Source organism: Campylobacter sp. 10_1_50 (genome assembly GCF_000238755.1).
Lineage (GTDB): Bacteria > Campylobacterota > Campylobacteria > Campylobacterales > Campylobacteraceae > Campylobacter_A > Campylobacter_A concisus_R.
In genome coordinates, this window is the sequence record NZ_JH414887.1 from 503,477 (window position 1) to 516,469 (window position 12,993).

A 12,993-nucleotide genomic window follows, 5' to 3' on the forward strand; every position below is an offset into this window, starting at 1 on the left:
TTTTGCTTTTATAAATTTAACCGCTTGCTCGCATTTTAAAACTAAATTTTATAAAATAACAACAAAATTTATAAAGAAAATTTCTATGAAAAAGATAGTTTTACTAATATTTTTAACACTAAATTTAATAGCCTTAACAACAAATCCAAAGATAAAAATCCCTCAAGCAAATAGCTGTAATATCGAGGATAACTGCATTGATTTTAGCCGCAGATACAGCGATGATGAATATAAAAGGCTATTTGGAATTTATAAAAGTGAGTGCGAGGTTAAAAATTTAGACGCATGTATCTATCTGGCTGAGTTTTACAAAAGCGGACTTGGCGTAAAAAAAGACGCGAAAAAATCGCTAGAAATTCTTAACAAAACTTGCGATGAGAGCAATAAATTTGCCTGTCACAACCTTGGTGTTGAGTATCAAGAGATGAAAGATTATAAAATGGCTTTAGATGCTTTTAAAAAGGGCTGCGATCTCACGCTTGTTCAAAGCTGTTTTAACATCGCAGTTTTATATAATAACGGCAGCGGCGTAAAAAAAGACTACAAAAAGGCTGCTAAAATTTACAAAGAAGTTTGCGAGCAAAATTTCTATGAAGGGTGCTACAACCTAGCCGTTTTATACCACAACACCCTTGGCGTAAAGCGCGACTACAAAGAAGCGATAAAGCTTTACAAAAAGGCTTGTGATAGCGACTTTAGCATCTCTTGCTACAACCTAGCGACCTTATATCAAGAGCAAAAAGAGTATGAAAAGGCTAACAAGCTCTATTTTAAAGCTTGCAAGCTTGACTTTGCCGATGCTTGTAATAACCTAGCCAGCCTTTACGACGACGCACTTGGCGTAGAAAAAGACGATGAAGTGGCGTTTAGATACTACAACAAAGCGTGCAGGCTAGATAGCGCAAGTGGGTGCAAACATCTTGCATACTTTTACTATCATGGCATAGGGACAAAAAAGGATAAAAAGTTGGCAAAAGAATGGCTTAAAAAAGCTTGCAAACTAGGTCTTAAAGAGGCTTGCGAGATAGTTAGAGATTTTCACTAAAGAGCGTTTATGAAAAATTTGATTTTGTTTTTATCCCTCATTGTGCTTTTAAATGCAGAAAATTTAGATGAGATGTGCCAAAGCAAGGGCGATATAAGAGCAAATTTAACGAGCTGTTACAAGGCTGCTACAAAAATTTATAACTCATCAAGCGATGATAAAGATTTTAAAAAGCTAAAAGAGATATTTTTACTAGCTTGCGAAAATGATATGAAAGAGGGTTGTTACAGCGCTGCGCTCATCTATATAAATGGCTACAACGACGTGGGTAGCGAGCTTAATCAAACTATCATAGTAAATAGATACGCAAGATTTTTAAACTACGCACTTTTGGATAACGGCAAAAAAGAGGACAAAACGACTGCCAAAAGCTACTTTCAAAGATCATGCGAGCTAGGCTTTAAAAAGGGCTGTGATATGAGAAATTTATTAGATAAGCTTGGGTATTAAATTTAATCCTAAAAGCATATTTACTATAAATTTATTTTATATTTAAAGTTAAATTTATCCCCTAAGGGCTAAACTTATAAAAATTTCATAAGGATAAAATATGAAAAAAATAATCTTACTTATATTTTGTTTTGCACTCTTGTTTGGCAAAAATTCTGATATAGAAAATCTTCAAAATGAATGCACTAAAAAAAGAGAAATGGCTTGTGTAACTCTTGGAAATTTATATGAAAACGGAAAAGGAGTAGAACAAGATTACAAAAAAGCAAATGAATTATATATGGCATCATGTAATTCTGGCATCGGAATTGGGTGTTATAGTGCTGGCAATTTATATGAAAACGGAAAAGGCATAAGACAAGATATTACAAAAGCAAACGAGCTATTTATGACATCTTGCGATTTGAAATACGGCAAAGGATGCTTCTTTATTGGTTCCTCATATCTTAAAGGAAAAAGTGTAAAAAAAGATATTGCAAAGGCTATCCAATTATTTACCAGAGCTTGTAATTTAGAAAATTCAGAAGGATGTTTTAGTCTAGGCTTGTTTTATGAACAAGGAAAAATAATAAAACAGGATTTAAAAATATCAATAAGCTTTTATGAAAAAGCCTGCGGATTAAATGAAAGTGGCGCATGCCATATTCTTGGGATGAAATACCTTTCCGGCACAGGAGTTAGACAAGATTTTACAAAAGCATTAAAATATCTAGCATCAGCATGCAATTTAGATAATCCTGGCGGATGTTTGGGTTTATTTATAATGTATTATGACGGTAAAGGCGTAAAACAAAACAAAAGAATAGCTAGAGAATACACAGAAAGAGCTTGTAATTTAGGCTCACAAGAAGGCTGTGATTTATATAAGAATTTAACCGAACAAGGATTATAAATTCATTCCTTGCTTACTGAACTGAAAGGTAAAAGTGAAAAAAACAATACTATTATTATTTTTTATAATCTTTTTATATGGAGAAGATTCAGATACTAAAAATATTGATACCATGTGTGAAAATGGAGAAATCAGTCTTTGTTCTGCTGCTGGTTTTTCTTATGCAAATTCCGGCAATATTGACAAAGCTGTAGCCTTATATTCCAAAGGATGTAACTCTGGAGACAGTCTCAGTTGTTATCTTTTGGGAAGATTATATTTTGAAGGAAATCAAATAAAACAAGATTTTAAAAAAGCTATTGATCTGTTTTCAAAATCTTGTAAAAATGGACAAAAAGGTAGTTGTAATGATCTTGGTGTCATATATGAAAAAGGAAAAAGAATAAAACAAGACTACAAAAAAGCCAGTGAATTATACTTGTTAGATTGCAACTTGGATACAGGCTTAAGTTGTTTTAATTTGGCAAAGCTATACGACAAAGGCAATGGTGTGAAAAAAGACACTATAGCAGCGATAAATTATTATAAAAAAGCTTGTAGTTTAAATACAGGAGAAGCATGTGGGGTTTTGGGTTACATGTATTTTAATGGAGAAGGAGTAAAACAAAATTTTACCTTAGCACTAGAGTATTCTAATCGTTCTTGTGAATTAATGAACCCACTTGGATGCTTAGGTGTTGGTTTAATATATTACAATGGGAAAGGCGTAAGACAAAATAAAGTAACATCTAAAGAATACTTTGGTAGAGCTTGTGACTTGGGTTTACAAGGCGGTTGCGACTTATACAAAAGCTTAAATGAACAAGGGTTTTAATCAACCTTATATCAGTTTGTTTATATTATTTCAAATGCAAGTCACCCAATTCAATAAAAATTTAGCTAAAAAGCAACTTTGGCAAGTCCTGCGAGCTAGGTAACGGCGAAGACTGCCAAATTTACAATGGCCTATAAATTTAATGCACCTGACTTTTGGGACCCTTGCCCTTTGGGGTCCTATCTGAAAAGTAAAAAACATCAAGCGTAAAAGCAACGAGTATAAGTCCAACAATAGCCAAAGTCGCGTCCATATCACCTACCTTTTAAGTCCATTTACTATCTCTAACATCGAATCACTCGTAGTTATCGCCTTTGAGTTTGCCTCGTATGCGCGCTGACCAGTGATAAGATCAGTCATCTCTTCAACAAGTTGCACGTTACTCATCTCGACAAAGCCTTGTCTAATGGTGCCAAGTCCGTCAAGGCCTGCTACACCTACCACCACGTCGCCGCTAGCGCTTGTTTGAAGGTAGTTGTTATCACCCATCGAGTGAAGACCGGCTGGGTTTATGAAATTTGCTAGCTCGATCTGACCTATCTGAGCCATATCGGTTTCGCCAGCTTGAAGCACTGAGACGGTGCCGTCTGTGCCTATTGAAATTTGCGTCGCGTTTGCAGGGACAGTGATCTGCGGGATAAGCTGGTAGCCATCGCTATTTACGATCGTACCGTTTGCATCAAGCTTAAACGCACCATTTCTAGTATAAGCTGTCGTGCCATCAGGGAGTTGAATTTGAAAAAAGCCGTTGCCAGCTATGACCATATCTAGGTTGTTGCTAGTCTCTTTAAAATAGCCCTGAGAGAAAATTTTATTTATCGCTGTTGGGCGCACGCCAAGGCCTACTTCGATGCCTGTTGGGCTCGTGGTAGTCTGGCTAGTAGCCGTGCCTGCGTACTCCATGACTTGATACATAAGGTCAGCAAATTCAGCCCTATTTTTCTTATATCCATAGGTATTTACGTTTGCGATGTTGTGTGAGGTTACGTCTATCTGCGTCTGCTCGGCGATCATGCCAGTGGCCGCAGTGTAAAGTGATCTCATCATAGTTTTATCCTTTTATTAAGCTTTTAGGGCTAGTTTTTGAACAGCATCTTGGTTAAGGTCAGTCATGTGGCTTGTCATAACCTTTTGATACATATCAACTAAGCGCTGGGTTTCTATTAGACCCACCATTTCTAAGACTGGATTTACATTTGACATTTGAGCGTAGCCTTGCATCACGCTGTCAGCCTCGTCAAGCTCGGTTATATCGTCAAAATTTCTACTCTCAAAGAGATTATCGCCGACCTTTTTAAGGTCTCTTATCTCTCTTGGCTGAGCGATGTAAAATTTAGAAAATTGATTGTTATTTGAGTATAAATTTCCATTTTTATCAACGGTTAGCACCTCGCCTTGTGACACTTGGATGCCTCTTTGACCTGGATTTTGCGCTTCATAGCCACTTGGCAGCACCCTGTAACCCTCTTTTGTGACGATGTAGCCGTCCGCATCAAGGCTAAAAGAGCCATTTTTGCTTAGTTTTACGCCATTTGGAGTATCGACTAAGAAAAAAGCATCGTCTCTTTTTATCGCAAAGTCAAGCGTGTTTGAGCTGTATTTAAAGCCACCAGCGCTAAAGTCGGTGTATTCTTCGCTCACTTGTGGCACACGATCAAGCGTTCTATTTAGAAATTTAGCTCCGTCTTTTGTGTGATTTTTAAGCGGAAGCTCATCTTGCGTCTCTTTAAAAATTCTCGCAAAGTCGCCGATGACTACGTCATTTCGCTTGTAGCCGATCGTATTTACATTTGCAAGGTTGTTTGAGATGACATTTAGTCTGTTAAACTGCGTTACCATGCCAGCAGTGGCTTGATAATAACCATTTTGCATAAATTTTCCTAATCAAAATTTGATTTTTTAGAATTACTAAGCAATCATCGTTCCAACTTTCTTTTTATACACTTTTAAAAAATTTTGGGTATAATCCACTTTCTTTTAACCAACACTTAAATCACAATGATACGATTTGAAAGGAAATTTATGAGCGCCGCAAAAGACTCTTTTTCTCAGATAGAAGAGCTTTTTGTTGAAAATGCAAAAGGCTTTTTGACATATGAAAAATTAGTAAAATTATTAGACAAAGCTCCGACGGCTACGGTAGTAAAAAAGATAGAACAACTAGCAAAAACAAACAAAGTCCAGCTCATCACATCTGCTGAAGCTGCAAAGCTTAGAAATTTAGCTGACGCTAAAAAACGTCAAGAAAACGCTCAAAAAAGTGACCAAGATATCGACGAAGACCTCGATCTTTCAGGCGAGAGCGACCTTTTAGAGTGGTCAAGATCAGATAGTCCAGTAAGGATGTATCTAAGAGAGATGGGTCAGATCGCGCTTCTTACAAAAGAAGAAGAGGTCGAGATCAGCAAGAGGATCGAGCTTGGCGAGGATATCATCATCGATGCATTTTGCTCGGTGCCGTTTTTGATCGATTTTATACTTGATTACAAAGAGCCGCTTATCAACAGAGAGCGCCGCGTAAAAGAGCTTTTTAAAAGCTTTGAGGACGAGAGCGAAAATGAAAATGAAGATGGTGAAGAGGATATAGACGAAGAGGATGAGGAGAACGAAGAGAACGAAGCTCCTAAGAAATCAGCCAAAAACGACAAGCGTGCAGAAAAAGTTATAGAGAGCTTTAAAGCCCTTGAAAAGGCTAAAAAAGAGTGGCTAAAGACCGCAAACAAGCAAGATAAAGTTGAAAGCGACGACACAGCTTCAAAGATGACGCTTGCGTTTAAAAAGAAAATTTTAAAAGAGAAGCTGATGGATCTTGGCCCAACAAGCAAGCTAATCAGCGAGATCGTAAAATCAATGGAGACAGCGCTAAAAAGCGACGATGAATTTGATAGAGAGCTAAAACGCTTGGAGTATCGCTTGCCGATGTTTAGTGACGAGCTAAAGAAAAATCACAAAAGCATCTTAAAAGATATCATCAAACTTAGCAAAGAAGAGATCGCAGCCCGCGTGCCAGAGGCTACGATGGTCTCAACCTACGTCGAGATCAAAAAGCTTTTTACGACAAAAGAGGCTAGCAAACAAGGCTTTGACCTTGAGCCAGCAAGACTAAAAGAGATTTTAGAGCAGATCAAGCGTGGAAAGAAAATTTCAGACGAAGCAAAAGCTAGAATGGCTAAGTCAAACCTCCGTCTAGTCGTAAGTATCGCAAAACGTTATACAAACAGGGGTTTGCCGTTTTTAGATCTCATCCAAGAGGGCAACATCGGTCTTATGAAGGCGGTTGATAAATTTGAATATAGAAAAGGCTATAAATTTTCAACCTACGCCACATGGTGGATCCGCCAGGCTATCTCGCGCGCGATCGCTGATCAGGCAAGGACGATTAGGATACCTATCCACATGATAGAGACGATAAATCGTATCAACAAAATCAACCGCAAATACCTCCAAGAAGAAGGCAAAGAGCCTGATGTAAGCGTCATCGCAAAAGAGGTCGGACTAAGCGTTGATAAGGTAAAACAGGTGATCAAGATCACAAAAGAGCCTATCAGCCTTGAAGCTCCGATCGCAAACGAAGATGACGGTAAATTTGGAGATTTTGTTGAAGATAAAACTTCGCTATCACCGATAGATCAAATTTTAAAAAGCGACCTTAGAGAGCAGATCGACGATGTGCTTTCACAGCTAAATGAGCGCGAAAAAGCGGTTATTTCGATGAGATTTGGCTTGCTTGAAGACGAGAGCGACCGCACGCTTGAAGAGATCGGCAAAGCGCTAAACGTCACTCGTGAGCGCGTCCGCCAGATAGAAAGCTCAGCTATCAAAAAACTAAAACACCCAAAAGTTGGTAGAAAACTTAAAAACTACATCGAGGGCTAACAAGCCCTGCCCTTTTGGGCATCTACATCTAAACTCTTTAAATTTCTAAGATTAAATTTATATCCTAACCTATAATCATGTTATTTTTACACTCAAAGCGTCAAAAAAATTTAGTAAGAAATTTAATGCTTTTGTATAACGTTTTACCCTACTTTGGTGTATATACTCTTGCCTAGACAGCTTTTCTTTTTTGGTAAATTATTAGCGTCTATACCCTTTAAAAGACTTTCTCTTTAAAAAATTTATAGCATCCATACTCAAAAATTGTTTTAAACATTACATATAGCTCTTATCTTAAAGTATAATTAATCTAACCTTCGTTTTGAGGGTACACTTGATATAGCAATAGAGCAAAAGAGGCACACTTGTTATAAAATTTCAAACGAGAAATATCAAATTTTTAATTTGTAAATATATTCTAAAATCAAAAAGTAAAGCATCAAAAATAAAAAGAGAGTTTTACCAGCACAAGACCGGTAAAAATTTATTCACCTAGAAGTTTATCTAGTTTTGCAGCCAAGCTCGTAGTGTCGTGAGCTTTAGCCAAAGATGCAGCATGTAGCTTTAAATTTGCTTGTAAATTTTCTTCCAAGCTCTTTGCTATGTCGCTGCTATCAAGATTTTCTACGCTATTAGCGTTTGCTATGCTTCTAGCAGCTAGAGCATTCATGCCCTTAAATACAGCATTTTGTGTAGAGCCGATCTCTGAGCGAAGTGAATTTATATTTTTCAAAATATCGCCAGAATTTGAGCCATCCTCTTTAACATTTAAAAGAGCATTTGTGCTTAAATTTATATTTTTTGTGCCCTCGCCTGTGAAAAAGCCAAGCTCGGCGTCAAAAACGTTTTTACCGTTAAAATTAGCCTCTTTTACACTGTCACTCATCGCATTTTTTAGCGCATTTATCTCGCCTTTTATGCCCTTTTGCTCATTAGCCGAAAGAGCTGGGTTTGAAAGCTTGCTTGATAGCTCGCCGATCTTATCCGCACTCTCACTTAAATTTAAAAGCGTTGAGTCGGCGATCTGAAGCATACCGATCATATCGTTTGCATTTGCCATGCCCTCATTTAGGACATTTGTTTGCGAAAGTAAGCTCTCTGCGATTTGCAAATTTGCACCTGATGCTTTGATCTCGCTATTTGCAGAGATGGCGTTTAGCGCCTTTTTCTCGCTATTTTTAGCTTGATCTAAATAATAGTTTCCTGAAGCCTGGTTTGCAGTATAAGTTCCTAACTTCATATCAACTCCTTTTTAGTAGTTTTGAGACGGATTTTACTATAAATTTCATAAAAAGTTGCAATAATATTTCTTAAAGCAAAAAATATTTTTAAAAAGATTTTAGAAAATATTAAATTTTCTAAAATCAAATTTCGTTTTTAATCCTCTAACCTCACGGCGATTGATCTTTTATGAGCTGTTAGCCCTTCAGCTTCGGCTAGCTGCATGCATGGTTTGCCAAGATGCATGATTCCTTTTCTGCCAACTGAGATGATAGAGCTTCGCTTCATGAAATTTTCAACTCCAAGCGGAGAGTAAAATCTCGCACTTCCGCCAGTTGGCAAGGTGTGGTTTGGTCCTGCGATGTAGTCGCCCATCGCTTCAGGCGTAAAGTGTCCAAAAAATATCGCTCCAGCGTGTTTTACCTCGTCCATATAGCTCAAAGCGTCGTTTGTAGCGATCTCTAGGTGCTCAACAGCAAGCTCGTTCATCAGTTTAAAGCACTCTTGCAAGTCTTTTGCGACGATGATAGCGGCTTTATTTCTCATGCTAGCACTAGCGATTGGTTCGCGTTTTAGAGTTTTTAGCTCGTCCTCTATATGTCTTTGCACTGCCCTTGCAAAGGCCTCCACTGGCGTTATCAAAAAGGCACTCGCGATCTCGTCGTGCTCTGCTTGTGAGAGTAGATCGATCGCTATGTGGCGAGGGTCCGCACTATCATCAGCGATCACGCCTATCTCGCTTGGACCAGCGATCATATCGATATTTACGTCGCCATAAACTAGCTTTTTAGCAGTCGCTACGTAGATGTTGCCAGGTCCTGTGATGACATCGACCTTTGGCACGGTCGCTGTGCCGTAAGCCATCGCTGCGATCGCACTTGCACCGCCTATTTTAAAGGCTGTTTTGATGCCACATAGATGCATCGCAGCAAGAAGTAGAGGATTTACCTTGCCATTTGGTGCTGGGGTGCAGACAACGATCTCTTTTACGCCAGCTACGACTGCTGGGATAGCATTCATGAGAAGTGAGCTAGGATATGCAGCCTTGCCACCTGGGATATAAAGGCCAGCGCGATCAACTGGGGTGTATTTTGCGCCAAGCAAGATGTCGTGCTCGTCCTTGTAGGTCCAGTCGCTTGGTTTTGTGCGCTCGTGATAGCTTTTTATCCTATCATGGGCTAAATTTAGAGCCACTCTTAGGGCGTTATCTAGCGAATTGTATGCCGCTTCCATCTCTTTTACGTCGATTATTATGTCGTTTTTGCTTGTGACATTAAATTTATCAAATTTACTTATCTGGGCAAAAAGCGCGCTATCACCATCTTTTCTAATCTCGTCTATGATGCCTGTAACCACTGGCATCACAGCACTCATATCATTGTCACTTCGTCTAACAAGCTGTGAAAATTTACTCTCAAAGTCAGCGTCACTGCTGTGTAAAAACTTCATTTATGATCCTTTATTTTTAGTTTTCTCTCATATCTTTGCTTTTGTGTAATGTTACCCAAAATTCCGCCTTGGTGGATATATAAAATTTCGCTCCCAAGCTTATCTAAATTTGCAAAAAGCGTCATAAAGCCCACTGGGTCGTAAATTAGCTCAAATTCAACACCACTTTTGCACACTTCAAGCCAAATTTCATAAAGCTCTTTGTATAAATTTCCAAAATGATACTTCTTTGGGGGATTTAAAATTTGCACTTTGCTGTTTTTATCTAGCTCATAAATTTGCTTTTTTAGATAGTCGCTGTCTCCTACACAAGGGGCTGTAAAAACCCTAAGATCAGTGTGCTTTGCTAGGTAGCATGCGCTTGTGCCTGTGCCTGAGGGCAAGAAAATGTCAGGCCTTATGCCACTTTTTTTGCTCCACTCATTTATCTCATTTGCTTGCGTGATAAAGCCAAGCTCAGCCTCACTCTGCGCCACGCCCTCGTTTATAAAGAGCGCGTTTTGGCTCTTTGCTAGCTCTTTAGCAAATTTCTCGCGCTCCTCTTTTACGAAAATTTCCATGCCATTTTCAAGTGCAAATTTGAAATTTCCAACCGGATCTTGCTCCAAATTTGAGCTAAGATGAGAGACGACGTAGTAAAATTTAAGCCCTTTTAGTTTGGCAAAAAGACTTAGGCTATACATCGCGTTTGACTGGCTTGAGCCGTGAGATACGATGGCTTTGATGCCGCCAAGATCGACCTTTAAAAAATACTCTAGTTTTCTTGCTTTGTTGCCGTTAAACTCGCCAAGCAGATCGTCCCTTAAAAGCCAAAATTCTCGCTCTCTTAAGCGAATTTTATCAATCACCCTTAAACTCCAAAAATTTCTCTATCTCGTTGATAGCCTCTTTGTTTGAGAGTGAAAATTTGATCTCGATGCGCCTTGAAGCGTCCTTGTCCTCGGCTCCGTCTTTAAAAACTAGCTCGTTGTAGCTTCTGCCACTTGCGACAAGCAGCTTTCTAAGGCGTGCATCATCGCTAAATGAATTTATAAATTCCATCACCGCATAGGCTCTTTTTTGCGAAAGCTCTAGGTTATAAATGTAACTTCCATCGCTATCCGTAAAGCCCTCTATGACGATCTGATCGATGTTTGAGGCGATCTCTTTATCATTTAAAAGCACGTCAAAATACTTACTAAGCGTGGCCTTTAGCTCCTCTTTGACCTCTTCTTTTAAGACCGCACTACCCTTATCAAAAAGCACTGATGAGCTAAGCTTTAGCGCGCCTGAGTTTGGGTCGATCTCGATACTTGATCCTAGCCTATCTTTTAGGGCGCTGATCACTTTTACTCTTATGCCAGTTAGGTTTTTGACCCTGTCACGAGTGACGTTTAGATCCCTTAAAAGCTCGTCATATCTAGCCTCTTTTTTACTCACTTGCTCGAGCAAAAAGGCGATCTTGGCTAAATTTTTCTCGCTACTTGCATTTGCGTCGCTAAGCGCTCTATCTTTTGATGAAATTTCATCATTTAGCACGATCATCTTTTGATTTAGATCAAAAATGCTGGCATTTAGCTCTTTTATGCTCACATTTGCATCCTTGTTTTCATCTATGAGCTGGGCTAGTTTTTCTTTTAGGGCGTCTATTTGGATGACAAAGATTTCATTTGATTTTTTTAAATTTATGTTTTCGTCGCTTATCTTTGAAAGCTTGCTTTTTAGGGCGTCATTTAGCTCTTCGAGGGTGAAATTCTTACCCTGGGCGTCTTTTAAATTTGCTAGTGCTGCGATGATAGCTTGCTCTTTATTTTCAAGGGTGTTTTGAGTTAGGACATATTTTACGACGACAGCGCCAATTAGCAGCATAAAAACAAAGAGCAGACCCGCCATCAAGTCCGCATACGAAACCCAAAAGCTCGATTGATCCTCGTTATTTTTGTCTATTTTCATTGCACTAGATTTTCGATTTTTTCTATTACAGAATTTGCTTCTTTATCGATCTCGTCTATGTTCTTCTTAAGCTCAGCGATAAGGCTCTCGCGCTCTTTTTCGCGCTCCAAGCTCCTGCCCTCTTGCTCATACGCTGCCTTAAATATCGTCGCACTCTCCACGAGCGAGGTTCTAAATGCCTTTAGTGCCTCGTTTTGCTCTTTCATCAAAGAGAGAGAAAATTCTTTTAAAATGGCATCAAAACTCTTGATAGTCTGCTCAAATTTAAGCTGGCTCTCTTTTGTGGCGTTTAAATTTCTACTAAAAATTTCGCCAAGTTTTGCATGCTCGGTTAAAATTTTAACCTCCATATCTTTAAAGGCATTAGAAAACGCGCCAACTGCCTTTAATATATCGGAGTGGATTTTTACAAATTCATCTTGTTTTAGCCCAGATTCATTTAGCATTTTTAAACTTGCGCTAAGCTCTGCCTTGCTTTGATTGATGATATTTTTTTCAACCTCGCAAAGTTCTTTTAGGCTGTTAAATTTCTCATTTGTCTGCTCGCTTAGCTCTTTTACAAATTTATCATCAAGCACCATTTTAAAGGCGTCGTGACTATCTTTAAAGTAGCCTACACTTGCTTTCATGAAATTTGCATTTAGCTCATTTTCCTGCCAGAAAAACTCACGGCTTAGCTCTTTTTGCTCGCTGTAAAATCTCTCAAATTTACTAATGCCGATCTTTTCAAAAAACATCCACCAAAGCGCTAAAAATATGCCGTAAATCGATACATAAAACGCCGTAGCCACGCCGTTTAGCAGTATAGCGATCTCTTTTTCAAGTCCGTTTGCAGTGCTTGAGCTAAAGCTTGGCATAGAGATAGCGATACTGATAAATGTGCCTAAAATTCCAAGCATAGGAAAGACTGCTTGACCGATGTTTGCTAGGTTGTCATTTCTAAAATTTCTTGTATAGCTCTCGAAAAAATCTTCAAATTTAGCGTTTGCCTTTTTGACGCCTGAAATTTCAAAGAGATGAGCGATAATAAATTCTTTTAGCCTTATCTTGTAATCTTTGGCATTTGCTAAGAAATTTGAGTAAGCTACTAAAGCGCTATGGCGTGAAAATATAAAAGCAACAAAGAGTATAACGCCCATCATCACGATGGTGTGAAGCTTCATCTGAAAATTTATAACGCCAAGATACGCCAGTATCGCCAAGATGTAGATAGCTAAAGGGATAAAGATAACTTTAAAAAAGACAAAGAAAGAGTGAGCTTGGCGCTCTTTTGGCACGCTTAGCTCACTAAAATCATTTTGATTTTGCATAGGA

At 38.6% G+C, this 12,993-nt stretch carries 12 protein-coding genes; 5 read left to right on the forward strand and 7 right to left on the reverse strand.

Annotated elements, in window-relative coordinates; genetic code table 11:
- Nucleotides 1-85: 85 nt before the first annotated feature.
- The 4 genes from HMPREF1019_RS02510 to HMPREF1019_RS02525 all read left to right on the forward strand — a co-directional run bounded on the left by HMPREF1019_RS02510 (nt 86) and on the right by HMPREF1019_RS02525 (nt 3,201).
- Entirely contained in the window at nt 86-1,045 is a 960-nt protein-coding gene (locus HMPREF1019_RS02510; protein ID WP_009294104.1) for a tetratricopeptide repeat protein, read from the forward strand.
- A gap of 9 nt (nt 1,046-1,054) precedes the next feature.
- On the forward strand, nt 1,055-1,495 hold the full coding sequence (locus HMPREF1019_RS02515; RefSeq protein ID WP_009294105.1) for a sel1 repeat family protein: 441 nt from the start codon (nt 1,055-1,057) through the stop codon (nt 1,493-1,495).
- A gap of 100 nt (nt 1,496-1,595) precedes the next feature.
- Entirely contained in the window at nt 1,596-2,387 is a 792-nt protein-coding gene (locus HMPREF1019_RS02520) for an SEL1-like repeat protein (protein WP_009294106.1), read from the forward strand.
- Between the two features lie 34 nt (nt 2,388-2,421).
- Complete coding sequence (locus tag HMPREF1019_RS02525; RefSeq protein ID WP_009294107.1) at nt 2,422-3,201, forward strand: tetratricopeptide repeat protein; 780 nt, start codon at nt 2,422-2,424, stop codon at nt 3,199-3,201.
- Between the two features lie 258 nt (nt 3,202-3,459).
- Here HMPREF1019_RS02525 and flgG read toward each other — a convergent pair whose 3' ends face one another.
- Together flgG and HMPREF1019_RS02540 are read right to left on the reverse strand one after the other, a co-directional pair.
- On the reverse strand, nt 3,460-4,248 hold the full coding sequence (gene flgG, locus HMPREF1019_RS02535; RefSeq protein ID WP_002942100.1) for a flagellar basal-body rod protein FlgG: 789 nt from the start codon (nt 4,246-4,248) through the stop codon (nt 3,460-3,462).
- A gap of 15 nt (nt 4,249-4,263) precedes the next feature.
- Complete coding sequence (locus tag HMPREF1019_RS02540) at nt 4,264-5,073, reverse strand: flagellar hook-basal body protein (protein WP_009294109.1); 810 nt, start codon at nt 5,071-5,073, stop codon at nt 4,264-4,266.
- 150 nt (nt 5,074-5,223) lie between these two features.
- On the opposite strand from HMPREF1019_RS02540, the gene rpoD reads away from it, so the two are divergent.
- Nucleotides 5,224-7,077, forward strand: a complete 1,854-nt coding sequence (gene rpoD, locus HMPREF1019_RS02545; RefSeq protein WP_002941797.1) for an RNA polymerase sigma factor RpoD — start codon at nt 5,224-5,226, stop codon at nt 7,075-7,077.
- Nucleotides 7,078-7,561: 484 nt separating this feature from the next.
- On the opposite strand, the gene HMPREF1019_RS02550 is transcribed toward rpoD, so the two are convergent.
- From HMPREF1019_RS02550 to HMPREF1019_RS02570, 5 genes are all read right to left on the reverse strand, one after another.
- Nucleotides 7,562-8,317, reverse strand: coding sequence for a flagellin (locus tag HMPREF1019_RS02550; protein WP_009294110.1), 756 nt, complete (start codon nt 8,315-8,317; stop codon nt 7,562-7,564).
- A 137-nt stretch (nt 8,318-8,454) separates the two neighbouring features.
- Complete coding sequence (gene hisD, locus HMPREF1019_RS02555; protein WP_009294111.1) at nt 8,455-9,747, reverse strand: histidinol dehydrogenase; 1,293 nt, start codon at nt 9,745-9,747, stop codon at nt 8,455-8,457.
- Nucleotides 9,744-10,595, reverse strand: a complete 852-nt coding sequence (locus HMPREF1019_RS02560) for a pyridoxal-phosphate dependent enzyme (RefSeq protein ID WP_009294112.1) — start codon at nt 10,593-10,595, stop codon at nt 9,744-9,746. Before HMPREF1019_RS02560 ends, hisD begins: the two co-directional genes overlap by 4 nt.
- Nucleotides 10,588-11,679 (reverse strand): OmpA family protein, encoded by a 1,092-nt coding sequence (locus HMPREF1019_RS02565; RefSeq protein WP_009294113.1) that lies wholly within the window; start codon nt 11,677-11,679, stop codon nt 10,588-10,590. The genes HMPREF1019_RS02560 and HMPREF1019_RS02565 overlap by 8 nt, the downstream gene beginning before the upstream one ends.
- Nucleotides 11,676-12,989 (reverse strand): MotA/TolQ/ExbB proton channel family protein, encoded by a 1,314-nt coding sequence (locus HMPREF1019_RS02570; protein ID WP_009294114.1) that lies wholly within the window; start codon nt 12,987-12,989, stop codon nt 11,676-11,678. Before HMPREF1019_RS02570 ends, HMPREF1019_RS02565 begins: the two co-directional genes overlap by 4 nt.
- Between the last annotated feature and the right edge of the window lie 4 nt (nt 12,990-12,993).